The 24,951-nt window shown below is 71.3% G+C and carries 22 protein-coding genes; 10 read left to right on the top strand and 12 right to left on the bottom strand.

The window, feature by feature from the left end; translation table 11 throughout:
• Window positions 1-15 precede the first annotated feature (15 nt).
• Both argG and JOF37_RS09660 read right to left on the bottom strand, forming a co-directional pair.
• Complete coding sequence (gene argG / locus JOF37_RS09655) at window positions 16-1,446, bottom strand: argininosuccinate synthase (protein WP_210006619.1); 1,431 nt, start codon at window positions 1,444-1,446, stop codon at window positions 16-18.
• 58 nt (window positions 1,447-1,504) lie between these two features.
• Window positions 1,505-2,173, bottom strand: a complete 669-nt coding sequence (locus tag JOF37_RS09660; protein ID WP_210006620.1) for a peptidylprolyl isomerase — start codon at window positions 2,171-2,173, stop codon at window positions 1,505-1,507.
• A 104-nt stretch (window positions 2,174-2,277) separates the two neighbouring features.
• Here JOF37_RS09660 and JOF37_RS09665 point away from each other — a divergent pair, with 104 nt between their 5' ends.
• Window positions 2,278-2,724, top strand: coding sequence for a hypothetical protein (locus JOF37_RS09665; protein ID WP_210006621.1), 447 nt, complete (start codon window positions 2,278-2,280; stop codon window positions 2,722-2,724).
• Window positions 2,725-2,733: 9 nt separating this feature from the next.
• Here the strand turns inward: JOF37_RS09665 and JOF37_RS09670 are convergent, their stop codons facing one another.
• Window positions 2,734-3,414: a hypothetical protein gene (locus JOF37_RS09670; RefSeq protein ID WP_210006622.1), complete on the bottom strand. Its 681-nt coding sequence runs from the start codon at window positions 3,412-3,414 to the stop codon at window positions 2,734-2,736.
• Window positions 3,415-3,483: 69 nt separating this feature from the next.
• On the opposite strand from JOF37_RS09670, the gene JOF37_RS09675 reads away from it, so the two are divergent.
• Together JOF37_RS09675 and JOF37_RS09680 are read left to right on the top strand one after the other, a co-directional pair.
• Window positions 3,484-3,795: a hypothetical protein gene (locus JOF37_RS09675; protein ID WP_210006623.1), complete on the top strand. Its 312-nt coding sequence runs from the start codon at window positions 3,484-3,486 to the stop codon at window positions 3,793-3,795.
• 313 nt (window positions 3,796-4,108) lie between these two features.
• Window positions 4,109-4,600 (top strand): FBP domain-containing protein, encoded by a 492-nt coding sequence (locus JOF37_RS09680; protein ID WP_210006624.1) that lies wholly within the window; start codon window positions 4,109-4,111, stop codon window positions 4,598-4,600.
• A 77-nt stretch (window positions 4,601-4,677) separates the two neighbouring features.
• Here JOF37_RS09680 and JOF37_RS09685 read toward each other — a convergent pair whose 3' ends face one another.
• On the bottom strand, window positions 4,678-6,174 hold the full coding sequence (locus JOF37_RS09685) for an alanine/glycine:cation symporter family protein (protein ID WP_210006625.1): 1,497 nt from the start codon (window positions 6,172-6,174) through the stop codon (window positions 4,678-4,680).
• Window positions 6,175-6,188: 14 nt separating this feature from the next.
• On the bottom strand, window positions 6,189-6,920 hold the full coding sequence (locus JOF37_RS09690; protein WP_271175023.1) for a Pr6Pr family membrane protein: 732 nt from the start codon (window positions 6,918-6,920) through the stop codon (window positions 6,189-6,191).
• A gap of 135 nt (window positions 6,921-7,055) precedes the next feature.
• On the opposite strand from JOF37_RS09690, the gene JOF37_RS09695 reads away from it, so the two are divergent.
• The 7 genes from JOF37_RS09695 (at window position 7,056) to JOF37_RS09730 (ending at window position 15,137) form a co-directional block, all read left to right on the top strand.
• Window positions 7,056-7,757, top strand: a complete 702-nt coding sequence (locus tag JOF37_RS09695; RefSeq protein ID WP_245338142.1) for a GNAT family N-acetyltransferase — start codon at window positions 7,056-7,058, stop codon at window positions 7,755-7,757.
• A 314-nt stretch (window positions 7,758-8,071) separates the two neighbouring features.
• Window positions 8,072-9,235 (top strand): HNH endonuclease signature motif containing protein, encoded by a 1,164-nt coding sequence (locus tag JOF37_RS09700; protein WP_245338620.1) that lies wholly within the window; start codon window positions 8,072-8,074, stop codon window positions 9,233-9,235.
• A 166-nt stretch (window positions 9,236-9,401) separates the two neighbouring features.
• Entirely contained in the window at window positions 9,402-10,517 is a 1,116-nt protein-coding gene (locus tag JOF37_RS09705) for an amino acid ABC transporter permease (RefSeq protein ID WP_210006628.1), read from the top strand.
• Window positions 10,514-11,308, top strand: coding sequence for an amino acid ABC transporter ATP-binding protein (locus tag JOF37_RS09710; RefSeq protein ID WP_210006629.1), 795 nt, complete (start codon window positions 10,514-10,516; stop codon window positions 11,306-11,308). The genes JOF37_RS09705 and JOF37_RS09710 overlap by 4 nt, the downstream gene beginning before the upstream one ends.
• Before the next feature lie 51 nt (window positions 11,309-11,359).
• A complete protein-coding gene (locus tag JOF37_RS09715) occupies window positions 11,360-12,352 on the top strand; it encodes an ABC transporter substrate-binding protein (protein ID WP_210006630.1) in 993 nt (330 codons plus the stop codon).
• 41 nt (window positions 12,353-12,393) lie between these two features.
• Window positions 12,394-13,431, top strand: coding sequence for a GNAT family N-acetyltransferase (locus JOF37_RS15790; protein WP_271175024.1), 1,038 nt, complete (start codon window positions 12,394-12,396; stop codon window positions 13,429-13,431).
• A gap of 83 nt (window positions 13,432-13,514) precedes the next feature.
• The gene (locus tag JOF37_RS09730) at window positions 13,515-15,137 is read left to right on the top strand and encodes a molybdopterin-dependent oxidoreductase (protein ID WP_210006631.1); all 1,623 of its coding nucleotides are present in this window, start codon (window positions 13,515-13,517) and stop codon (window positions 15,135-15,137) included.
• Between the two features lie 3 nt (window positions 15,138-15,140).
• Here the strand turns inward: JOF37_RS09730 and JOF37_RS09735 are convergent, their stop codons facing one another.
• The 7 genes from JOF37_RS09735 to JOF37_RS09765 all read right to left on the bottom strand — a co-directional run bounded on the left by JOF37_RS09735 (window position 15,141) and on the right by JOF37_RS09765 (window position 24,912).
• Window positions 15,141-16,802 (bottom strand): dipeptide ABC transporter ATP-binding protein, encoded by a 1,662-nt coding sequence (locus JOF37_RS09735; protein ID WP_210006632.1) that lies wholly within the window; start codon window positions 16,800-16,802, stop codon window positions 15,141-15,143.
• Window positions 16,799-17,731, bottom strand: a complete 933-nt coding sequence (locus JOF37_RS09740) for an ABC transporter permease (protein WP_210006633.1) — start codon at window positions 17,729-17,731, stop codon at window positions 16,799-16,801. Before JOF37_RS09740 ends, JOF37_RS09735 begins: the two co-directional genes overlap by 4 nt.
• Window positions 17,732-17,744: 13 nt before the next feature.
• Window positions 17,745-18,707, bottom strand: a complete 963-nt coding sequence (locus JOF37_RS09745; protein WP_210006634.1) for an ABC transporter permease — start codon at window positions 18,705-18,707, stop codon at window positions 17,745-17,747.
• Window positions 18,704-20,320, bottom strand: coding sequence for an ABC transporter substrate-binding protein (locus JOF37_RS09750; protein ID WP_210006635.1), 1,617 nt, complete (start codon window positions 20,318-20,320; stop codon window positions 18,704-18,706). Before JOF37_RS09750 ends, JOF37_RS09745 begins: the two co-directional genes overlap by 4 nt.
• Before the next feature lie 128 nt (window positions 20,321-20,448).
• Window positions 20,449-22,368: an FAD/NAD(P)-binding protein gene (locus JOF37_RS09755; protein WP_210006636.1), complete on the bottom strand. Its 1,920-nt coding sequence runs from the start codon at window positions 22,366-22,368 to the stop codon at window positions 20,449-20,451.
• A gap of 13 nt (window positions 22,369-22,381) precedes the next feature.
• Window positions 22,382-23,716 (bottom strand): NtaA/DmoA family FMN-dependent monooxygenase, encoded by a 1,335-nt coding sequence (locus JOF37_RS09760; RefSeq protein WP_210006637.1) that lies wholly within the window; start codon window positions 23,714-23,716, stop codon window positions 22,382-22,384.
• Entirely contained in the window at window positions 23,713-24,912 is a 1,200-nt protein-coding gene (locus tag JOF37_RS09765; RefSeq protein ID WP_210006638.1) for an LLM class flavin-dependent oxidoreductase, read from the bottom strand. Before JOF37_RS09765 ends, JOF37_RS09760 begins: the two co-directional genes overlap by 4 nt.
• Window positions 24,913-24,951: the final 39 nt, after the last annotated feature.

Genomic DNA, 24,951 nt, shown 5'->3' on the forward strand with positions numbered 1-24,951 from the left:
GCAGCAGCCCTCGGGTCAGTCGGCGCCGAAGTCGAACGAGGCCGACTCGCCGGCGGCATCCACCGCTTCGGCCAGTGCCGGGTCGAGCTGCGCGTTCTCGGTGATCTCGGCCGCGCCGCCGCGCTCGAGGTCGCCGACGAGCTCGGCGGTGGGGCCGCCGATGAGGCCGAGGCCGGCGTAGTGCTCGAGGCGGGCGCGCGAGTCGGCGATGTCGAGGTTGCGCATCGTCAGCTGACCGATGCGGTCGGTCGGGCCGAACGCGGAGTCGCCGACGCGCTCCATCGAGAGCTTCTCGGGCGAGTACGACAGGTTGCGGCTCTCGGTGTTCAGGATCGTGTAGTCCTCGCCGCGGCGCAGGCGCAGCGTGACGGTGCCGCTGATCGCCGAGCCCACCCAGCGCTGGATCGACTCGCGCAGCATGAACGACTGCGGCTCGAGCCAGCGGCCCTCGTACATCAGGCGACCCAGGCGGCGGCCCTGCTCGTGGTACGTCGCGAGGGTGTCTTCGTTCAGGATGCCGTTGACGAGGCGCTCGTACGCGATGAACAGCAGCGCCATGCCCGGGGCTTCGTAGATGCCGCGGCTCTTCGCCTCGATGATCCGGTTCTCGATCTGGTCGCTCATGCCCAGGCCGTGGCGACCGCCGATGGCGTTCGCCTGCTGCACGAGCTCGACGGCGTCGGTGTACTCGACACCGTTGATGGCCACCGGGCGGCCGGCCTCGAACGTCACCGAGACGTCCTCGGGCTCGATCTCGACCGCGGGGTCCCAGAAGCGCACACCCATGATCGGCTCGACGATCTCGAGCGAGACGTCGAGGTGCTCGAGGGTCTTGGCCTCGTGCGTCGCGCCCCAGATGTTCGCGTCGGTGGAGTACGCCTTCTCGACGGAGTCGCGGTAGGGGAAGCCGTGCGCGACGAGCCACTCGCTCATCTCGGTGCGGCCGCCCAGCTCGGTGACGAAGTCGGCGTCGAGCCACGGCTTGTAGATGCGCAGCGAGGGGTTGGCGAGCAGGCCGTAGCGGTAGAACCGCTCGATGTCGTTGCCCTTGTAGGTGGAGCCGTCGCCCCAGATGTCGACGCCGTCCTCCTTCATCGCGCGGACGAGCATCGTGCCGGTGACGGCGCGACCGATCGGCGTGGTGTTGAAGTAGGTGCGGCCGCCGGAGCGGATGTGGAATGCACCGCAGGCGAGGGCGACGAGGCCCTCTTCGACCATCATCGGCTTGCAGTCGATCAGGCGCGAGCCCTCGGCGCCGTACTGCAGCGCGCGGCCGGGGATCGACTCGATGTCGTCCTCGTCGTACTGGCCGAGGTCGCCGGTGTAGGTGAAGGGCACGGCGCCCTTGTCGCGCATCCACGCGACCGCGACGGAGGTGTCGAGACCCCCCGAGAAGGCGATGCCGACGCGCTCGCCGACGGGCAGGGACTGGAGGACCTTCGACATGCGCTCAATCCTACTGAGCGGCCGGGGTCGTCGAAGCCGCGATCCCCGCGGGCGCGGGTCAGCCCAGCGAGACGCCGGTGATGGTGACGGGCGTCGCGGGAGCGCCGTCGCCCGCACCGCTGTCGGTGCCCGCCGCAGCGACCTCGCGCACGACGGCGAGGCCGGCCTCGTCGAGCTGACCGAACACGGTGTACGACGGGGGCAGCGGGGTGTCCTCGTAGACGAGGAAGAACTGCGACCCGTTGGTGTCGGGGCCGGCGTTGGCCATCGCGACGGTGCCCGCGGGGTAGGTCTCGCTGCCGTCGAGCTCGTCCGCGTAGCGGTAGCCGGGGCCGCCGCGGCCGGTTCCCGAGGGGTCTCCGCACTGCAGCACGAAGATGCCCTCGGTCGTGAGGCGGTGGCACGGGGCGTCGTCGTAGTAGCCCTGCTCGGCGAGCGAGACGAAGCTGCCCACGGTGCAGGGGGTGCGGTCGGCCGTCAGGGTCATCGGGATGTCGCCCGCCGACGTCTGCAGCACCGCGGCGACGTCGCCCGACACCTCGGCCTCAGCGGGAGGCGCCGTGACCTCGCGCACACCACCGGCGGCCTCGACGTACGCGCAGGAGCCGTCGGGAACGGCATCCGCCGTCGGCATCGTGTCGGGAGCCTCGGATGCCGGTGACGATGAGCAGCCGGCCAGGGCGAGAGCCGACAGGACGAGCAGGGTGGCTCCGAGACGCGCGCGCATGCCATGAGCCTAAACGGCTGCAGCGACGCTCCCTGTGAGCGACGCCGCCGAGGTGGCACGATCGGATCGTGACGCCTGGTCGCGGGCGCGGGAAGGGGGCGGGAATGGCCGAGAAGACGAGTCGCGGTGCGGGGTTCTCCGACGAGGAGAAGGCCGCGATGAAGCAGCGCGCCGACGAGCTGCGCGCGACGAAGGGGCTGAAGGGTGCGGCGAAGCTCGCGAAGGAGCTCGAAGCCTGCATCACGACGATCGACGAGCTCGACGGCATCGACGGCGAGGTCGCCCGGATGACGCACCGCATCGTCTCGGAAGAGGCGCCCGATCTCGCGCCGAAGACCTTCTACGGGTTTCCGGCCTATGCGCGAGACGGCAAGGTCGTCATCTTCGTGCAGCCGAAGTCGAAGTTCGACACCCGCTACCCGACGCTCAATTTCGACGAGACGGCGACCCTCGACGAGGGCGCGATGTGGCCGACGTCGTTCGCGATCGTCGAGGTCACCCCTGAGGTCGAGGCCCGGGTGCGCGAGCTCGTGCGCGGCGCCGTGGACTGAGTCGCCAGGTCAGGCGAGCAGGCTCTCGGCCCGCACCGTGAGGGCGATCGCGACGAGCGTCGAGAGCAGGCCGGCCGCGAGCAGCAGCCCGGGGTGGGCGAGGCCGATCACGATCTGCCGGGTGCGCGGCGCCTCCGCGAGGAAGGTCTCCGGGATGCGGTGACGCGTCGGCACCGCCGCCCAGCCGCGCAGCCGGGCGAGATAACCGGCGTACCGGACGATCAGCACGCAGTAGAGCAGCACCGTCACCGGCGGCACGATCATCGCGAAGATCCGGCCGGCGAGCACCCACGCGGTCTCGATGTCGGTCCCGCTCTCGTCGGTGAGCTGTACCGCGATGGCGCCGCCGATGACGACCGATCCGAGCCAGAAGATGAACGCGCTGAACAGGGCGAGGAAGCGCGCGAAGAAGTGCGTCAGGATCGACGGCTCGTACTCGAGGTGCGATCGCGGCGTCTGCGACAGCACCGCGAACGTCGCCACGAGCGGAGGCAGGGCCGCCGTGAGCGCGAGCAGCGACCGCAGCCAGCCGGGGCCGCCCGCGAGGTCGCAGACGACGAGTAGCGCGACGATCGTCCCCATCCACACCAACCCGAGCGCGGTCGGATGCGTCGTGAGGAGATGGGGATGGTGCGGCTCGAGTCGCGCGCCCGCGCCCTCGACGAAACGTCGGCCCCGATCGTTGGTCATCGAGGCCAGCGTAGGCATGTTCGGCCGAGCGCGATACTGAAGCATCCGGGGAATGGAACGGGGGAGCGGATGTCGAAAGCCCAGGCGGGGCTCGCCATATCGGTCGCGACCATGGCGGCGATCGTCGCGCTGATTCTGGTCGCCGCGATGCGCTATTCGGTGGCGCCCGTCGACCCGGCGCTCCCGACTCCGGACTACGCGCTGCAAGCAGCAATCGCATACGTGGGCGCCGGCGCTGTCGGCGTGGCGGGAGTCTTCGCGGGTCGTGCGGCATGGCGCGAGCCTCAGCGACGAGCCCGCGTGACGTTCGTCGGCATCGTGGGGGTCGTCGCGCTGTGTGCCGCGGCGGTGGTCGCGGCGCTTGTCGTTCCCGCCCCGTAGGTCGGCGCCGTCGACAGAGCGGGCGCGACGTCGGGGGAGTACCCTGGGCGGGTGAGTACCGTCCGTCTGCCGATGCCCTCCGGGCGTGAGGGGGTCTCCGGCGCGCACAGCGCCGGTGGCACAGGCGCGGCATCCTTCGTCCTTCTCGCCGGTTGATCCGGCGCGCGCCACGTCGACCCGTGTCCGTGGCGCGCCTCTCCCGGTCCCGGGCGGTGTCGACCGTCCCGGGATGATCCGCTCGCGCTGCTCGCCGTGCGGCTTCGACGCCGCGCGCCGATGCGGTGCGCGCACGCGTACTCAGACAGGACTCCCCATGTTCGCTCTCACCGAGAAGACCATCCGCTCGTCGTTCATCAACGTCTCGCTCCGCGAGCGCAATTCGCTCGTCGTTCCCGGCGACCTCGCCGAGGTCGACTGGCGTGCGCGCGACTACTACGGCTGGCGCGATCCCAAGACGCCCCTGCTCGGGTTCGTCGTCGCCGAACTCGACGGCGAGGCCGTCGGACTGCAGCTGCGCCAGGCGGAGCAGCCGACTCGCTCGCGACCGCAGTGCTCCTGGTGCTGTGACGTGACTCTGCCCAACGATGTCGTGCTCTTCTCCGCGCGGCGGGCGGGCAAAGCGGGCCGGGCGGGCAACACCGTGGGCACCCTGCTGTGCGCGGGCTTCGAGTGCTCGCGCAACGTGCGCCGGCTCGACCCGCCGCCCTACCTCGGCTTCGATGCGGCCGCGGCGCGCGACCGGCGCATCGACGCCCTGCGCACCCACGTCGACGGGTTCTTCCGCGACTTGCGCGACGGCGTCTGACAGCTGAACGGGCGGCACCGCTCCTCACGTTCGAGGGGGTGCCGCCCGATCGGTCGTCACGGCCGCGGTGTCGGCGATCAGTCGCGCGCGTGCTGGTCGCGGTGCTTCGACGCCTGGCGTGCACGCGACGGAAGGCGGATCGGACCCGTGACCGTCAGCTCGTCCTCCCAGCACTCGACCCCCGAGACGCCCGGCAGGCGATCCCGGGTGAAGACCGGGTCGAGTCCGTCGCGACGCTGCGCGGTGTAGTCCTTGAGCAGCCGGAACGCGACGCCCGACAGCAGCCCGATCGCGATGAGGTTGGTCAGAGCCATGAAGCCCATGACGCCGTCGGCGAAGTTCCAGACGAGGTCCGCGCCCACGACAGACCCGACGAGAACGGCGGCGACCACGAGCACGCGGTAGCCGACCAGGAGAGCGCGGCTGGACGAGATGAATTCGATGTTCGATTCGCCGTAGTAGTAGTTGCCGAGGATCGACGAGAACGCCAGCATGAAGATGATGACGCTGAGCGCAATGCTCGACCAGTCGCCGAGGGTGCCGGTGAGCGCGCCCTGAGTGAGATCGATCCCTCGGCTGGCCCCGGCGAGATCCGGTACCGACACCAGGATGATGAACGCGGTGATCGAGCACACGAGGAACGTGTCGAAGTACACACCGAGTGTCTGCACGAGGCCCTGCTTCACGGGGTGGGTGACCGCGGCGCTGGCGCCGGCGTTGGGCGCCGAGCCGAGGCCCGCCTCGTTCGAGAACATGCCGCGCTTCACGCCGGTGAGGATGATGTAGCCGAAGGCGGCGCCGACGACCTCGTTGAAGCCCCACGCCGAGGTGAAGATCTCGGCGAAGACGGGGCCGACCCGGTCGAGGTGCAGCGCGACGACGATGACGCCGAGCGCCAGGTAGGCCAGCGCCATGATCGGGACCAGCACCTGAGTGACGGATGCGATACGGCGCACACCGCCGAACACGACGAGGCCCGTCAGCACGGAGACCCCGGCGCCCACCACCCACGGCAGCCACGGCAGGTCGCCTCCAACGGTGGACGAGACGGTCGCGGCGATCGTGTTCGCCTGCAGCGAGCTGAAGGCGAACGGGAAGCACAGGATGAGGATGATCGCGAACCACACGCCCAGCCAGCGGGCTTTGAGTCCCCGCTGCATGTAATAGGCGGGGCCGCCGCGGAACCCGTTCGCGTCACGGGTCTTGTACAGCTGCGCGAGCGACGACTCGATGAAGCTCGAGGCCCCACCGACGAACGCCATGACCCACATCCAGAACACGGCACCCGGGCCGCCCACGGCGATGGCGGTGCCGACTCCCGCGATGTTGCCCACGCCCACACGGGAGGCGGCGGAGATCGTGAAGGCCTGGAAGGCCGACACCGACTGCGGCTTGCCGTCGGCCGTCTGCGGGGTCTTGTCGGTCAGGGTTCGGAACATCTCGGGGATCAGCCGGAACTGCACCGCTCGGGAACGAATGGTGAAGTACAGGCCCAACCCGACGACGACGGGCAGCACGACCCAGGTCCACAGGTGATCGCCCCAGGTCAAAAGCCACGCGTTGACGGCATCCATGCTCGTCAGTATGACTACTGCTGCACTGATGTCGCGACAACCGCATCCGCTTCGCGCGCGTCGCGGGCCCTGCGGCGAGTCGTCCAGACGCAGAATGCGCCGACGCCGATGAAGGCGACCGCGATGCCGACGATGTAGGCGATGACCATCGCCCAGCCACCCGGAAGGTTCGCGTTGAGGAACGGGTACGGGTACCAGAACGGCTCGCCGGTCACCGCGTTCGTCACCAGTGGCCCGCGGATCAGCGTGTACACGATCCACAGCAGCGGGAACGACAGGATGACGCCGACCGTGCGCCACGGCAGCGCTCGCCGTCTCGTCCCGAGCAGCAGGTCGAGCAGCAGGACGATCGGTGCGACCGTGTGCATCACCTCGTTCGACCACGGCACCGGCTCCGACCCCTGCGGCAGTGTGATGCTGCGCAGCAGGGTGTTGTAGACGATGCCGGTGATGGCCATGTACGTGGTCGCGCACGCGAGGGCGGCCGACAGGCGCAGCGAGCCCCGCGTGCCCTCTGGGTCGGTGAGGGTCGCCACGCCCGCCCACGCGAGCACGGCGGCGGCGATCAGGTTGGAGAGGATCGTGAAGAAGCTGAAGTAGTTCGCCACCACCGTGGCGACGTCACCGCCCGACTCGGCCGTGCGCGTCACCGAGACGGCCAGCTGCACGCCGACGGCCGCGACGATGGCGACGGCCGTGGCGAGGCGGAGGAGCGACCAGGTGATCACGGCGGGGCGAGGGTGCACGAGGGCACGATACGGCGGGTGCCCTCGGATGAACGAATGTGGCGCCGTCGTTTCGGGCATGGATTCCGCGTCGGCGATGTTGTGGGTGCGGGTATGTCTGCGCGAGGCGTCGGGGACTGCCGGAAAGGAACACCCATGACCATGACGATCGAGGACGTGCGCGACAACGCCGCCTGGCACTCGCTGACCGGCGCCCACGCGCACCTCGCCATCGGCGACGACCTCGTTCGGCGCTACCCCGACGACGTCGCCGGCTTCGTCGGAGTCCGCACCTGGGACGACCCGGCCGTCTGGGATTCTCTCGTGCAGGTGGTGGGGTCCGGCGGCGAGTTCAGCATCAGCATCAGCTCCGATGCACCCGATCCCGAGCTGCCGCCCGGATGGTCCGAGACCTTCCGTGGCGCGGGCGTGCAACTCGTCGAGACCGATCGCCTGCGACCGCGGCCGGACGACGAGGCCGTCGTCCTGGGCGCCGCGGACGTGCCCGACATGCTCGCGCTGGTCGAGCGCAACCGTCCCGGACCCTTCCGTCCGCGCACGCACCTGCTCGGCCGGTACATCGGCGTCCGCCGGGATGGCCGCCTCATCGCCATGGCGGGCGAGCGGCTGCAGCCCGGCGGATGGACCGAGATCAGCGCGGTCGCGACCGATCCCGAGTATCGCCGGCAGGGCATCGCCTCGCGCCTCGTGCTCGACGTGGCCTTCCACATCCAGCAGCGGGGCGGCCTCGCGCTCATGCATGCGGCAGCCTCGAACGCGAACGCCATCGCGGGATACGAGAAGCTCGGTTTCGAGTTGCGCCGCACGACGAACTTCATCGGCGTGCGGATCCCATAGGCGGAACAGGGATGCCGGTGGCGCCCGGGCAGCGCCACGGGTCCTGCACTTGAGCGGGTAGCGACGAGTTGTCCTCAGGCGTACATATCTTCGAATGTGATGTCGGTGGTCGGTGGCATCATCGACATATGGCAACGACTGGCGGCAGTGACGGGGTGGGACTGAGTGCTCACGCCGGTGCGCTCGGGGCGTTCGCCGAGGCGTTGGATGCTGCTCACGCCGGGGATGTCGCCCTGATTCGCGCCCTCGCTGAGGTCGGACGGTCGGCGTTGCGGGTCGCGCACGTCGGCGGTGTGCGGGGGATGGCGTCTGACATGGAGCTACGGTCGGTCGCGGCGGAAGCGGCAGGTTTGGCGGGGCGGTCGGATCGGCGGTTGCAGCACGACATCGACCATGCGATGACCATCGTCGACGACTACCCGGTCGTGTTCGCGGCGTGGGAGACCCGGCGGATCACGCGGGATCACGTGGAGGTGATCGTCAAAGCCGGGACGGTGGTGCCGGCTGAGGTTCGGGGCGCGTTCGAGGAAGCTGCGATCGAGATCTGTGAGCGTGACATCGCGGTGCGGGTGAAGGAGCCGCTGAGGGCTTTGGCGGAGCGGATGCATCCGCGGGAGTTCACTGAGCGCCATCGGGACGCCGCAGCGGGGCGGTGTGTGCGGGTGCTTCCCGGGGCGGACGGGATGTCGGATTTGATCGCGACCTTGCCCACGGTGATCGCCGCGGGGATGTTGGACCGGCTGACGCAGATGGGCCAGTCCGTGAAGGACAGCCGGGGTGCCGGTACGGCGTTCGCCGCCGACGGCCAGTGTGAGGAGCCGGATACGCGCACGATGGATCAGCTCCGCGCCGACGCGCTTGCTGACCTGGTGCTCAGCGGGGCGCCGGTGGTCGATCCGACCTACGGCAGCGACGCACCCGGACCGCTCGGCGCGATCCGGGCGCGCGTGCAGGTCGTCGTCACCGCAAACACCCTCACCGGCACCGACCACGGACCGGCCGAAGCCGTCGGCACCGGGCTCGTCGATGCCGACACGGCCCGCGAACTCGCCGGGCAGACCGCATCCTGGGACCGGCTCTTCATCGACCCGATCACCCGCACTCCGGTCGAGATCGACACCTACCGGCCCACCGCCTCGATGCGACGCCTCCTGCAAGCCCGCGATCAGCATTGCCGGTTCCCGGGATGCCGGCGGGCTGCGATCCGCTGCGAGATCGATCACACCATCGACCACGCCCTCGGCGGGCATACGCACATCTACAACCTCGCCCACCTCTGCCAACGACACCACTCGATGAAGCAATTCACCGACTGGAAAGTCCGGCAACTCGGCGGCGGGGTCCTCGAATGGACATCCCCCGGCGGGCGGATCTACCGCGAAGACGTGCCGATACCTGCCGTCTGCTTCACTCCCGAACCCGACCCACCGCCGGGGGCGCGAACCGGCGACCCCGTCGACGAGCCGCCACCCTTCTGATTTCCACCCGCGTGTTCTGCGGGAGCGCCGCGATGTTACGCCGTATCTCCGCTCATGTCGGCATGTGAGCGGACGCCGCGACGGCGGCATCCGGTGCCCCTTACTGTCGGGCGATCGCAGGGATCCACCACCCGCCGATCCCACCGCACCGACCGAGGAGATTCGCATGACCGACACCGTCCCGCGCGTCGACCGAGACCCGCGCGTCGACCGAGACCTCCGCGACGGCGCCGCGCCCGCCCCCGCCCCGGCCGCCACCGGACGCGTCGACCTCAGCGACATCCCGGTCGTCCGCACCAAGCACTGGTTCCGGTGGACGGTCGCCGCCATCGTCGTCTTCGTCCTCGCGCAGTTCCTGTGGTCGCTCGTCACGAACGAGAATTACGAGTGGGGCTACTTCGCCCACTACTTCCTCTCCGAGCCGGTGCTGCAGGGCCTGGGGCTCACGCTGGTCTACACGGCGGTCTCGGCGACCCTCGGGTTCCTGTTCGGCACGCTCCTCGCGCTCGCCCGGCTGGCGAAGTCGCCGCTGCTGAACGCCGCCGCCTGGAGCTTCATCTGGTTCTTCCGCTCGGTTCCCCTCGTCGTGCAGCTGGTCGTCTGGTACAACCTCGGCTACCTCTACCCGACGCTCGGACTCGGCACCCCGTTCACGACGGACTTCTGGCTCGTCGAGTTCCCGACGGTTCAGCTCATCAGCGCGTTCGCCGCGGGCGTGCTCGGCCTCAGCCTGCACCAGGCGGCGTATTCGGCCGAGATCATCCGGGGCGGCCTGCTGTCGGTCGACCAGGGGCAGCTCGAAGCCGCCGCGGCGCTCGGCATCCCACCTCGCCGCCGCCTCAGCCGCATCGTGCTGCCGCAGGCGATGCGGTCGATCATCCCCAACGCGACCAACGAGGTCATCGGACTCGTGAAGGGCACGTCGGTGCTGTTCGTGATCGCCGTCCCCGAACTCTTCTACGCGGTGCAGGTCATCTACAACCGCAACAGCCGCGTGATCCCGCTGCTCCTCGTCGCGGTGGTCTGGTACACGATCATCACCACGATCCTGAGCGTCCTGCAGTACTACATCGAGCGTCACTACGCCCGGGGATCGGTGCGCGTGCTGCCGCCCACGCCGCTGCAGCGGGCACGCCACTGGATCGCCCTGCAGTGGGCACGTCTCGGCGACGATCCCACCCCACCTCCCGCCCTCGTGGGTGCCGACGCGCCGCCGGTCGATCGCGCGACGCGCCACGCGGCGCCCGGGGACAGCCGATTCACCTCCGGAGGCGAGTCATGACCACGACCCCGACCACGGATGCCGCCACCCGCGGCCTCGTCGAGATCCACAACGTCCACAAGAGCTACGCCGGCATCGAGGTCCTCGGCGGCATCGACCTGACCGTGCAGCCGGGCGAGGTCGTCGCGATCCTCGGCGCCAGCGGGTCGGGCAAGTCCACGCTGCTGCGCACGATCAATCACCTCGAGACGGTCGACCGCGGATCGGTCACCGTCGACGGCGAGCTGATCGGATACGAGCAGCGCGGCGGCAAGCTCTACGAACTGCGCGAGAAAGACGTCCTCGAGCGACGCACGCAGATCGGGATCGTCTTCCAGAACTTCAACCTCTTCCCGCACCTGACCGCGCTCGAGAACGTCACCGAGGCGCCCATCGCCCTCGGACGCCTCTCGAAGGACGACGCCCGCGACCTCGGCCGCAGCCTCCTGCAGCGGGTCGGGTTGGCCGACAAGGCCGCCCACTACCCGCGGCAGCTGTCCGGCGGACAGCAGCAGCGCGTCGCGATCGCCCGCGCGCTGGCCCTGAAGCCGAAGGTCATCCTCTTCGACGAGCCCACGAGCGCCCTCGACCCCGAGCTGGTGGGCGAGGTACTCGACGTCATCCGCGACCTCGCGCAGCTGGGCACGACGCTCATCATCGTCACCCACGAGATCGGCTTCGCCCGCGAGGTCGCCGATCGCGTCGTCTTCCTCGACGGCGGCCGCATCATCGAGCAGGGTCCGCCCCGCGAGGTGCTCGTCGCACCCCGGCATCCGCGCGTCCAGGAATTCCTGGCCAAGGTGCTCGCCTGACCTTTCCTCCCACCCTTCACCCCGATCCTCACCCGAGACAAGGACCACAGCATGGCAATCAGCAAGAAGCAGGGCGTCGCCGCCGGTATCGGCGTCGTTGCCGTCGCGGCGATCGTCGGCGGCATCGTCGCGGCGGTCAGCTTGAACCGACCCGCCGAGGCCGAGGCCGCCGCGCCCGCCACGACCGAGGCGAACGTCGCCACCGACGACATCCGGTGGGTGCACCTCGACGAACCGGTCGCCGAGGCCGTCGCCGCCCTCGAGGCGAGCGGCTTCACGCCGGTCGAAGAGGGCAAGCTCACCGTCGCTCACTCGGCCTACCTGCCGCCGCTCGGCTACATCCCCGAGGGCGAGACCGAGGCCGCCGGCACCGAGCCGAACATCGGCTCGCTGATCGCCGAGGCGCTCGGCCTCGAGTACAACCCGGTGGTCGTCGCATGGGCCGACTGGCCGCTCGGCATCCAGTCGGGCAAGTACGACCTCATCACGTCGAACGTCACGGTCACCGAAGAGCGCAAGGAGCTCTACGACTTCGCGAGCTACCGCGAAGACCTGCTCGGCTTCTACGTGCAGGCCGACAGCGACATCGAGAAGATCGAGGAGGCCGCCGACATCTCGGGCCTGAAGATCGTCGTCGGGTCGGGCACCAACCAGGAGCAGGTGCTGCTCGCCTGGAACCAGGAGCTCGAAGCCGCGGGTGAGGCTCCCGCCGAGCTGCAGTACTACGACGACAACGCCGCCGCCGTGCTCGCGCTGCAGTCGGGTCGCGTCGACGCCACCTTCGGCCCCAACGCCACGTCGGCCTGGTCTGCCCGCGAGACCGGCGACACCAAGCTCGTCGGTCTGGTGCCCGGCGGTTGGCCGCAGACGGCGAACATCGCCGCCGCGACGGCGAAGGGCAACGGTCTCATCGAGCCGGTCCACATCGCGCTGAACGCACTGATCGAGGGCGGCCAGTACGACGAGGTGCTCGAGACCTGGGGTCTCGAGACCGAGCGCATCGACGCCAGCGAGATCAACCCGCCGGGACTGCCGAAGTCCTGACGGCGCGAACCGAGAGCACGGCTGAGGGGTAGCGTCGGACGGTGACCACGATCGCGACGACCGTCACCATCCGCCTCGTTCGCACCGAAGAGTACGAGCGAACCGGTGAGCTGACGGTGCGGGCATACGCCCACGACTACGGCGACCTGTCCGACGGCTACCTCTCCTCCCTCCGCGACGTCGCCGCTCGCGTGCGTCAGGGCGACGTGTGGGTGGCGGTCGACCCGGACGGAACCCTCCTCGGCACCGTGTGGGTGTCACGCCCGAACCGGGCGCTCGCCGACGTCGCCCGTCCCGGCGAGACGGACTTCCGTCAGCTCGCCGTCGCCCCCGAGGCTCGCGGACGCGGCATCGGCGAGGCGCTCACCCGGCACGTGCTCGACCTCGCCCGCGAGCGCGGCTCGCACCGGGTCGTCATGAACAGCGGCCCCGAGATGACCGGCGCCCACGCCCTGTACCGCAAGCTCGGCTTCCGTCGCCTGACCGAGCGCGAGGGGCGCATCGAGGTCGAGCCCGGGCGGGTCATCGACCTGCTCGCGTTCGGCTACGACGTCGCCCCCGCGGCCGCATTGGGCGCCGGCCAGCCGATCTGGACGTTCGAGCACGTGGCCTACGACGACCCCCGGGCCGACACGCTGCGCGCCGAGATGGACCGTGAGGTCGGTCCCCGCTACGCCGACCGCTTTGAGGATGTCGACCCCGCCGAGGCGGAGCGCTCGGCTCGGACGTTCGCGGTCGACCCTGCATCCATCGTCGCGACGGTGCTCGTGACGGATGCCGCCGGCGACCCGGTCGGCCACGCTGCGCTGCGGGACCTCGCGCACGACGGCATCCGCGACCTCGAGATCAAGCGCGTGTACGTGCACCCGCGCGCTCGCGGCGTCGGCGCCAGCCGGGCCCTGCTCGGCGAGCTCGAGCGCCTCGCCCGCGTGCGCGGCGCCGCGCGGCTGATCCTCCAGACCGGCGACCGGCAGCAGGATGCCGTCGCCCTCTACGAGAAGCTCGGCTACACCCGCATCCCCATCTACGAGCCCTACACCGCGTACGCCTTCTCGCACTGCTTCGAGAAGCACCTCTGACCGCGGATTTCCATCCGTTGCCGCCTCGGCGCCGAACACACTAAGCACGGTGGGAGTGATCTGCCGATCGAGAGGCGACAGCGATGGCCAAGACAACCGCACCCGAGAAGCGCGACCGCACGCGCAGGCGGGGCATCTGGTGGCTGTGGAGCGCCCTCGCCGGCGTCGTCAGCGCCGCCGCGTTCCTCGCCGTCGCCGAACTCATCGCGCTGCTCGTCGCGCGTGAGAGCAGCCCGATCCTCGCGGTCGGCGCATTCGTCATCGACATCGTCCCGCAGCCGCTGAAGGAGTTCGCGATCGCGACCTTCGGCGCCGCCGACAAGATCGTCCTACTCGGCAGCCTCGGCCTCGCCGTGCTCGTGGCCGCCGCGATCGCGGGCATCCTGCAGTTCTTCGCGCGACCGTTCGGCCTCGTCGTGATCGCGCTCGCGGGCGTGCTGTCGACCGCCGCGATCGTCACCCGCACCGGAGCCAGCCCGCTCGCGTTCCTGCCCCCCGTCGTCGGCACCCTCGTCGGCGCCGCCGTGCTGGTCCTGCTGATCACGCGCCTGCGCCGCTGGGCCGAGGGCACCGAGCCGGCCTCGGAGCGGGGACGACCGGATGCCGCGAGCGCCGACGCTCCGAACCCGCGCGGCCTCGGACGCCGATCCTTCCTGCTGACCACGGCCGGCGTCGGAGCCGCCGCCGTCATCGTCGGCATCGGCTCGCGCCTGCTCAACGCCACGACCGCGTCGATCGACGCCGCCCGCCGCGAGTTGCGCCTGCCCGAGCCGCGGTCGACCGTCACGATCCCCGAGGGCGCCGAGCTCGACGTCGAGGGGATCTCGCCGCTCATCACGCCGAACGCCGACTTCTATCGCGTCGACACCGCCCTCACTGTGCCGTCGGTCGATCCGAACACCTGGCGGCTCGTGATCGACGGCATGGTCGACCAGCGGGTCGAGCTGAGCTTCGACGACCTCGTCGGCATGGGCCTCGACGAGTACGCCGTCACCCTCACCTGCGTCTCGAACGAGGTCGGCGGCGGGCTCGTGGGCAACGCGATCTGGCAGGGCGTTCCGATCCGCGACATCCTCCGTATGGCGGGGCCGAAGGCCGGCGCCGACATGGTGCTCTCGCGCAGCGTCGACGGCTACACCGCCTCGACACCGCTCGACGCGCTGACCGACGAGTCGCGCGACGCGATCTTCGCGGTCGCCATGAACGGCGAGCCGCTGCCGCTCGAGCACGGTTTCCCGGTGCGGATGGTCGTGCCCGGGCTCTACGGCTACGTCTCGGCGACGAAGTGGGTCACCGAGCTGAAGGTCACGACCTTCGAAGCCGACGAGGCCTACTGGACCCCGCGCGGATACGCCGCCGAGGCGCCGATCAAGTTCTCGTCGCGCATCGACACGCCCCGCACCGGCACCCCCGTCCCGGCCGGCACCGTCGCGGTGGCCGGCATGGCATGGGCGCAGACGGTCGGCATCGAGCGGGTCGAGGTGCGCATCGACGACGGCGACTGGCAGGCGGCGACCCTGTCGACCCCCATCAACTCCGATACCTGGGTGCAGTGGGTGCTCGAGTGGCAGGCCGAGGCCGGGACGCACTACGTCGAGGTCCGCGCGGTCAACAAGAACGGCGACACGCAGATCGAGGAACGCGCGCCGATCGCGCCCGACGGCTCGAGCGGCTGGCAGCGCGTCCTGGTGACGGTCAGCGCCTGACGGTCAGCGCCCGACCCCGCCGGGCGAGGCGGGCTCGCGGGAGCGTCCGGGGATGGCGTCGACGAGGCGGCGCGTGTACTCCGCGCGCGGGTAGGTCAGCACCGTGGCGGTCGGCCCCTGCTCGACGACGCGTCCCTTCTGCATCACCGCCACGCGGTCGGAGATCTCGCGGACGACGGCGAGGTCGTGACTGATGAAGAGGTACGACACCCCCAGCTGCCGCTGCAGCTCGACGAGCAGGTCGAGGAGCTGCGCCTGCACCGAGACGTCGAGCGCCGACACCGCCTCGTCGAGCACGACGAGGTCCGGGCCGGTCGCCAGGGCGCGGGCGATCGCGACGCGCTGGCGCTGTCCGCCCGACAGCTCGGCGGGGCGGCGCCGAGCGGCGTCGGCCGGCAGCGCCACGCGATCGAGCAACTCGCGCACGCGCTTCGCTCGCGCCGCACGATCGCCCACCCCGAATGCGCGCAGCGGTTCGTCGACGACATCCGCGATCGTGAACCGCGGGTCGAGCGACGCGTACGGGCTCTGGTGGACGAGCTGGAACCGGCGGCGAAGAGATCGCAGCCGCTCCCGCCCGGCGGTCACGAGATCGACGCCGTCGAAGCGGATGCCGCCGGCCGTGGGCTGCTCGAGCCGCAGCGCCAGCCTTGCGGTCGTGCTCTTGCCCGACCCCGACTCCCCGACGACGGCGAGGGTCTCGCCGCGCCCGACCGTGAACGACACGTCGTCGACCGCGACGAGCCGCCCGCGCCCCGGGAGCGCGAACTCCTTGCGCAGGCCCGACACCTCGAGGAGCGGCGCACTCCGCGGCTCCGGGCGCTCGTCGTTTCGGGCCACCCGTTCCGCTGCCCGCGCGTTCGGCGCCCGCAGCCCCGACGCCGCGGCGATGAGTGCGCGCGTATAGGGATGCTGCGGAGCCGCGAGCACGGCGCTCGCCGCGCCCTGCTCCACGATCCGACCGCGCTGCATCACGATGATGCGGTCGGCGCGGTCGGCCGCGACGCCGAGATCGTGGGTGATGAGCAGCACCGCGGTGCCGAGGGTGTCGGCGAGCGTGTTGATGTGGTCGAGGATCTGCCTCTGCACCGTCACATCCAGTGCGCTCGTCGGCTCGTCGGCGATCACGAGCTGCGGCTCGGCCGCGAGCGCCGCGGCGATGAGCCCGCGCTGTCGCATCCCGCCCGAGAACTGGTGCGGGAACTGCTGCGCCCGCGCCTCGGGCTCGGGGATGCCGGCGAGCCCGAGCAGCTCGACGGCCTGGCGATCGGCCGCGCGGCGCGAGGCGAGCCCGTGGATCACGAGCGGCTCGCCGACCTGCCGGCCCACGCGCTTGACCGGGTTCAGGCTCGTCCCCGGGTCCTGCGGGATCAGACCGATCCTGCGGCCGCGCACCTGGCGCCAGGCCCGGGGCGAGAGCCCAGTGAGGTCTTCGCCCTCGAACCGGATGGCACCGCCGTCCACGCGTGCGTTGCGCGCCAGCAGGTGGATGACGGCGTGCGCCGTCGTGCTCTTGCCCGACCCCGACTCGCCGACGATGGCCACGACCTCGCCGCGGTCCACCGTGAACGAGACGTCCGTCACGGCGGGGCGCGTCTCGCCCTCGACCGTGTACGAGACGGTGAGCCCGTCGACGTCCAGCAGGGGGGTGTGCGCCGCGGTCATCGCGCACCTCCGTCGCGTTCGAGGGCGCGCGAGATCCGGGTGGCCGACAGCACGACGGCCACGATCACGAGCCCGGGCAGTGTCGTCAGCCACCACGCGACCGCGAGGTAGTCGCGCCCGTTCGAGACGAGCGCGCCCCATTCGGGAGTGGGCGGCGGCGCACCGAACCCGAGGAACGACAGCGACGAGATCGCCAGCACCATGACGCCGAACTCCAGCGCGCCCAGCGCGACGACGGGGCCGGCCGCGTTCGGCAGCACGTGCCGCCGCAGGATCGTGTACCACCGCACGCCCGAGACACGCGCGGCTTCGACGTACACCGCTGTGGCAACCTGCAGCACCTCGGCACGCATGACCCGTGCGAATGACGCGACGCTGGCGAGCCCCACCGCGACGGCGACGTTGAGAGTGCCGAAGCCGAGCGCGGTGATGAGTGCGAGCGACAGCAGCAGGCTCGGAACCGCCAGCAGGACGTCCATGAACCGCATGATCGCGTCGTCGACGATCCCGCGGAGGAACCCCGCGAGCAGGCCGAAGGCCGACCCGACGGCGAGGCCGACGATCACCGCGACCGTCGTCGCCGCCAGCGACGTCGCGGCACCGTGCACGACCCGGGCGAAGACGTCGCGTCCGAGGTTGTCGGTGCCGAAGAGGTGCTCGGCAGACGGCGGTTGCAGCCGATCCTGCGCCACGCCCTCGATGGGATTCCACGCCGTGAACCAGGTCGGCGCGATGGCCCACAGGACGACGAGCACCAGGACGCCGATCGAGAGCACGAGCGTCGGCTGGCGCAGCACGCGGCGGACGCCCGCGATGGCGCGGCGCGAACCGCCGCGGCGCGGCGCGGCATCCGACGCCGTCGTATCGGACGCGTCGAACGCGGCGGACGGGACGGGCACGAGGGAAGGGGTGTCGAGCGTGGTGGTCATGAGTCCTCCGGCGTCAGGCCGCGGCGAACGCGGTGCGGGCGAGGGTGATGCGGCGGTCGATGAGGGGCGAGACGAGATCGACGAGCAGGTTGGCGACGACGAAGACGACGGCGGCGAAGACCACGACGATCTGCACGACGGGGACGTCGCGGTTGTTGACGGCTGTCACGACCAGGCGCCCGATGCCCAGACGCGAGAACACCGTCTCGGTGACCACGGCGCCCGAGAGCAGGCCGCCCACCAGCACTCCCACCATGGCCAGGGTCGGGATGGTCGCGTTCCGCAGGGCGTGCGCGAGCTGCACCCGCGCCTCCGAGGCGCCCTTCGCGCGAACGACCTCGATGTACGGCTGCGCGAGCGTCGAGCGCAGGCTGCGCGAGAGCAGCTGCGCGACGAACGCGCCCGAGGGGATCGCGATGGTGACGGCGGGAAGCACGAGGCTGTCGAACCCGCCGTCGCCCATCGCGGGGAACAGGCGCAGCTGGAACGAGAACGCCTGCAACAGCAGCAGCCCGATCCAGAAGACGGGTACCGAGACGCCGATCGGCGGCAACGAGAGCAGCGAGTTCCGCAGCCAGCTGCGACGCGTCAGCGATGCGGCGATCGCGAGGCCCACCCCGCCGATGACCGACAGCACGAACGCGAAACCGGTGAGCACGAGCGTCGACGGCAGCGCCTCGGCCAGAAGCGCCACGGCAGGTCGCCCCGTCTGCGTCGAGGTGCCGAAGTCGCCGGTGAGCGCGCGCCCCAGCGCGGTGACGTACTGCTCCCACAGCGGCCGGTCGAGCCCGAGCTCGGCGCGCAGCCGGGCGACGAGCTCCGGGTCGACCGCTTCCTGATCGGCGCCCCCGGCGAACAGCGCCGCGGCGTCGCCGGGCAGCAGGTAGAGCACGAGGAACGAGATCGTGTACGCCGCCCACAGGACGATGAGCCCCTGGCCGATCCGGCGCCCGGCGTAGCGCAGCCCGGCGCTCATTCCGCGATCCAGGCGTCAGCGAAGTCGAGACGGCTCGACGCCTCGAAGGCCAGGCCGCGGACCCTCGCCGACGCGGTGATGGTGGTCGACAGCTCGTAGATCGGGATCGTGATGCCCTCGGTGACCAGCGCTCGCGCCGCCTCGTCGACGATGCGCTGGCGCGTGGCGGCATCCGTCGTCGCCGACTGCTCGTCGAGCAGGTCGTCGACCGCGGTGCGCGTCGTGCGGCGCGTGTTGCCGGTGGGGTTGTCGGCGGTGAAGACCGTCCGCAGCACGTCGGGATCGGAACGGGTGAGGTTGCCGTAGACGAAATCGTAGGTGCCGTCGGCGGATGCCGCCTGCGAGTCGGCGATGCTCGCGTGCGTCAGCTGCAGGTCGACCCCGATCTCGCGCAGCTGCTGCTGCACGAGCTCGAGCACCTCCTTGGGCGACTGCCAGTAGGTCACCGAGAAGCTGAGCCGTTCGCCGTCCTTCTCGCGGATGCCGTCGGATCCGACGGCCCACCCCGCTTCGTCGAGCAGCGCCGCAGCGGCATCCGGGTCGTACTCGAGCACGTCGCCGAGGTCGGTGAAGTACGGCGTCGAGGACGCCAGCGGAGACACGGCCGGCTTGTCGGCGGGGCCGAGCAGGGTCGCGGTGATCTCTTCGCGATCGATGCCCTTCTGGATGGCCAGCCGCACATCGGGATCGGCGAGCTTCGGCGTCGACTGGTTCGCGTACAGGTTGTAGACCACGCCGGGGTTGGCGCGGCTCTCGCTCCAGAACCCGTCGCCCTCGAACAGCACCGCGTCGGTCGCCGAGATGCCGGTCGTCGCGTCGATCTGACCCGACTGCAGGCTGCCGGTGCGGTTGCCGGCCTCGGGCACCACGACGAACTCGATCGAGTCGAGGTAGGCCTCGCCGGTGTGGGCATTGGTCGACGGACCCCAGTCGTACCCGTCGCGGCGCACGAGGGTGGCGCCCTCGTTGGGGGTGTAGCTCTCGACCGAGAACGGACCCGACCCGGCGAACTCGCCGCCGCAGCGCTGGGCCTGACCCACGGAGGCGGTCGCGGGCGAGAGCAGGCCGAGGCTGAAGGTCGATGTCGCCTGCAGGAACTGCGCGCTCGGGCGCGAGAAGGCGATCGTCACGGTGCGCTCGTCGACGACGTCGATGCTCGCGAGGTCGGCGAGGTACGACGACCCCAAGGGGGCCTTGGCGCCGAGGGCCGTGATCGCCTCGAAGTTCGTCCGGACGGATGCCGCGTCGATCGGCGCCCCGTCGGCATAGGTCGCCCCGTCGCGCAGCGTGAAGGTGAAGCGGGTCGCATCGTCGTTGACATCGAAGCTCTCGGCGAGCCACGGCAGGATCTCGCCGGTGTCGGGGTCTTGCGTGGTGAGTGATGCGACGGTCTGACGCGCGATCGCGATCGCATCGTTGTTGCTGACCTGCTGCGGATCGATGCACTGACTGTCGACGGAGATCGCGAAGGTCAACGAGCCGCCGGTGACGGGTTCGTCCGACGCCGACGGCCGCGATCCGGCGGTCGTCGAGCTGCACGAGACGAGGAGGAGGGCGGCGCCGGCGGAAGCGACCGTCGCGAGGACACGGGAACGGGAGGGGGGAAGGAGCATGCGTCCCAGGCTCGCGGGGCGACCTGCCGCCGCGGGAGCGGCCGCGTCACACGGGGGAAGAACCCGTCGTCCCCCTTCACGCGGCGTCACGCAGCGTCATCCCGTCAGCGGCACAGGGGAACCGGGGCTCAGGCGAGGGAGGGGAGAGGGGGCGTTCGGACCGCGGCGAGGATCGCGCCGGCCGTGCGATCGGTCTGCCGCAGCGACAGCGCGTTCGCGTGCGGCCGGGTGAACGCGCCGCCCTCCGTCAGCGAGGTGAACGGCCCGAGCGCGAACAGGGATGCCGCTGCCGCACCGTCGCGCGACAGGACGCGCCCGTCGTCGTCGGTGTGCACGCGCCCGAGCGATCCCGTGAAGTCGGCGTCTGCGACGCGCAGCTCGGCGCCGTGTCGCGTCGCGAGCTCGCGCAGCGCCGGGTTGTCGCTGACGGCCGCCCCCGAGCCGGGCAGCCACGCGTCGACGAGGGCGCGCGCCACCGTCTCTTCGGGCACGCGCGGGCTCGAGGCGACGAAGCCGCGCCCGGATTCGACCGCCACCGTCGTGTCGGGCCCGAGGAAGCGGACGACGCCGGCATCGGCCAGGGCCAGCAGCTCCTCGAGCCGGTGCGCCGGCGGGCCGCTCGCGACGTAGCTGAAGAAGGTGTGCCACCGCACCGGCAGCGACACCGCGCGGGAGCGCGCGTTCCACCGCTGCGTCGGAATCTCCGCAAGCGCGAGGAACGACAGCAGCGCCGCGAGGAACACGCCCTGCGCGGCACTGCGCTCGGGAGCGGTCCGCAGGTGCAGATCGGTCGCGATGTGGTCGCACACCGCGCGATGAGCGTCGTCGCCGCTCGTGAAGGTCCGGCTCGCGAGCGGGCGATCCAGCGACGCGATGTCGAACCGGTCGAGCGGATCGGGGACGGCCGCCGCGACCGCGTCGAGCAGCGCCGGGTCGTCCCAGGCATGCGCCTGCAGCACCGCCCGGAACGCCGGCCAATCGCCGACGACGCGGTCCGGGTGCCCGGTGAAGAGCTCGCGGTAGTGCCCGTGCAGCAGTTCGCCGGCAATCAGCGGCCAGACGTCGGTGTCGAAGTCGACCTGCTGCGGTCGCGCGAGCAGCGCCGCGGTGCGATCGGCCGTCAGCACCTCGCGCTGCGGCGGCGCGCCCTGAATCGCCGACGACACCTTCGAGCGGTAGGGGACGCCGCGGCGCGATCCCAGGTGGAGGCGGGGTTCGCGCCCGGACGCGACGTAGCGCAGGCGCTCGCCGTCGTGGGTGAAGCGTCCGCCCCGCCCCTGCGTGAGGAGCACGACGAGGTCGATCGCCGCGAGGCCGAGACCGCGGACGATGACGTCCTGGCCCGCGGTGAGCGCCGACAGATCGGCGTCCGCGGTGAACGCCGGTGGCACGTACACCAGCCGCTCCCGGCGCGCCGCCTCGATCAGACCGGCCGTCGCGGCATCCGGCTCTCGTCCGTTGTGGCCGACCGCGTAGACGATGACGTCGCCGCGCAGCTCGAGCCCGCTGGCGAGCGCGACGGTGCCGGGCCCGCGCATGCCCACCACGGTGTCGGCTCGCCAGCGCACCGTGACGCCCGGGGGCGCCTGAGCCACCGTTCGCGCGAAGAACCAGGCGAGGTAGTAGCTGTGCAGGCGACGGGTCGGAAAGCTGTCGCCCCGCAGCCCGCGGGCCTCGGCCGCCACGACCTCGTCGTCGATGTCGACGTCCGGTCCGACGGTGTCGAGCCGACCGTCTCGCCACAGCTCGGCCCAGTCGATGAGCGAGGGCCCCGGACGGATCGGCCCGTCGATCGTGCAGCTCGCGTCGGTGAAGACCGTTACGTCGCGCGCCATCGAGTTGAGCTTGAGCAGCGGTGACTGCGCTCGCCGCCAGATGCGGCCGCCGCCCGGCGGGTGCGGGTCGACCAGCTCGACGTGCAGGCGCGGCGCACCGACATCCCGGGCGTCCGTGTCTTCCGCCCCCGCATCGAACCGCGCGATGATGCGCTCGAGCAGCATGATCGCCCGCGGGCCGGCGCCGACGAGCACGACCCTGCGGGCGTTCACGCGCGGGCTCCCGTCATCGAGCCGCGGCGGCGTCGGGCGTCAGCGTGCGTGCCGGTGCCGGCAGTCCGAGCAGATCCCGCAGCGTCGCACCCTCGTCGTACGAGTCGCGGTACGAGCCACGCTCCTGCAGCAGCGGCACGACGCGGGTCGCGAACTCGTCGAGACCGTGCGGGGTCAGGTGCCCGACGACCGTGAAGCCGTCCGTCGCGCGCTCCTGCACGTACCGGTCGATCTCGCTCGCGATGTGCTCCGGCGTGCCGACGAAGGTGTGCTTCGCCGTCAGCCGGATCACGAGTTCCCGCACGCTCAGCCCCTCGGCCTCCGACAGCTCGCGCAGCGACGCGATGCGCGCCTGCACGGCCTTGTGGCGGTTCGCCCAGCCGCGGGCGGTCTCCGAGCCGGTGTCGGGCTCGACGTCGGGCAGCGGCCCGTCGGGGTCGTAGCCGCTGAGGTCGCGGCCCCACACCTGCTCGAGATAGGTGAGGGCCTGCTCGGGCCGCACCTGCTGCCGTGCGATCTCACGCGATCGCTCGCGCGCCTCGGCATCCGTGTCGCCGATGACGAAGGTCGCGGCGGGCAGGATCTTGAGGGAGTCCTCGTCGCGGCCCCACGCCGCCAGACGCCCCTTGACGTCGTCGTACAACACCCGCGCCGCGTCGAAGTCCTGGTGCAGCGAGAAGATGACCTCGGCGTGCTCCGCCCCGAAATCGCGCCCGTCGGCGGAATCACCGGCCTGCACGATCACGGGACGTCCCTGCGGCGAACGCGGCACGTCGAAGAGCGCATCGACGTCGAACTGGGCGCCGGAGTGACGGATGCGGCGCGGCAGCGCCTCGCCCTCGTCCCACGAGTCCCACAGCTTCTTCGACAGCGCCGCGAACTCCTTCGCGCGCTCGTAGCGGTCGGCGTGGGCGAGGAACCCGCCGCGGCGGAAGTTCGCACCGTGGAACGCGTCGGAGCTCGTGACGGCGTTCCATCCGGCGCGCCCTGCCGACAGGTGGTCGAGGGTCGCGAGCTGGCGGGCGAGCTCGTAGGGCTCGTTGAACGTCGTGCTGAGGGTGCCGACCAGGCCGACGTGGTCGGTCACCGCGCTGAGGGCGGCCAGCACGGCGAGGGTGTTCGGGCGCCCCAGCACGTCGAGCTCGTGCACCCGGCCCTTGTGCTCGCGCAGCCGCAGCCCCTCGGCGAGGAACACGTAGTCGAAGAACCCGCGCTCGGCGGTGCGGGCGAAGTACTCGAACGCGGCGAAGTCGATCTGACTGCCCGAGGCGGGGTCGGTCCACACCGTCGTGCTGTTGACGCCGGGGAAGTGGGCGGCCAGGTGGATCTGGCGAGGCGAACGGCTCACGGGGCGACCTTCTCTCGTGCCGGGGTGGTGCGGGGATCTTCTGCGGGGGTGACGGCGTAGCGGCTCTGCGGGCGGGGCAGCCCGAGCCGTCCGCGCAGCGTCGCGGCGTCGTCGTCGCGCAGCACCCGCGTCGCGCGCAGCAGGGGGGCGAGCCGGTCGGCGATCGCGAAGACGTCGTCGGGCTGGCGCGCCGGTCGCAGCCGCACGCCGTCGACGCCCGTCGCGGCCAGGGCTCGGATGTGATCGGCGACCTCGGTCGGCGTGCCCGCGACGACGGCGGCATCCGATCGGAACGCGCCCCCGTCCAGGTCGTCCAGTCGGGCGAGCGCGTCGTGAGCACGCCCGGGAGCGTCGTCGATGAGCACGACGACATCGGCGAACACGCGGAGACGCTCCGCCGACCGGCGCAGCTCCGCCGCCGCGCCGTCGAGCTCCGCGAGGATGCCGGTGGCCGCCGCCGGGCCGTGCGGCGTGACGAAGACGACGTCGGCGTGCTCGGCGGCGAGGCGGTACGGCGCGCTCTCGTGCGCGAGCACCGAGATGACCGGGCGGCCCTGCGGGGAGCGCGGGACGATCGAGGCCCCCGTGATCGAGAAGAACTCGCCGGCGAAGTCGGCGTTGTGGATGCGGTCGGCGTCGACGAAGCGCCCCGTCGCGGCATCCCGGATGATCGCGTCGTCCTGCCACGAGTCCCACAGCCGCCCGAGGACGTCGGCGACCTCGCCCGCCTCGCGGAACCCGGCCTCGGCGTCGAGCTCGTCGCGTCGCCCGAAGTTCGCGCGCTCGGCCGGCGACCCGCCGACGACGAGACGCACCCCCGCGCGGCCGCGGCTGGCGACGTCGAGCGTCTGGATGCCGGTGGCCACATGGAACGGTTCCGTGTGGGTCGTCGTCACGGTGGGGACGAGGCCGATGCGGTGCGTCAGCGGCGCGAGCGCCGAGGCGAGCAGCACCGCGTCGAGTCGGCCTCGGACCCGTCCGGGGCGCGGGTCGTCGGCATCCTCGAATCGGTCGGTGAGCGCGAGGGCGTCTTCGATCGTCGCGAAGACGACACCGGCGCGGTCGAGCGCCCGGGCCTGGTCGACCCAGGGCTTCGGGGTGACGAGATCGTGGGGGAGGACGCCCGCTGCGCGCCCGGCGGCGGGATGCCAGCCGGCGCGCTCGAGGGCGACGGCGAGGTGGATGCGGTGCGACATGCCCCCACTGTCGACCGCTGCCGACGAGCGGACCAAGGC

Source organism: Microbacterium imperiale (assembly GCF_017876655.1).
Lineage (GTDB): Bacteria > Actinomycetota > Actinomycetes > Actinomycetales > Microbacteriaceae > Microbacterium > Microbacterium imperiale.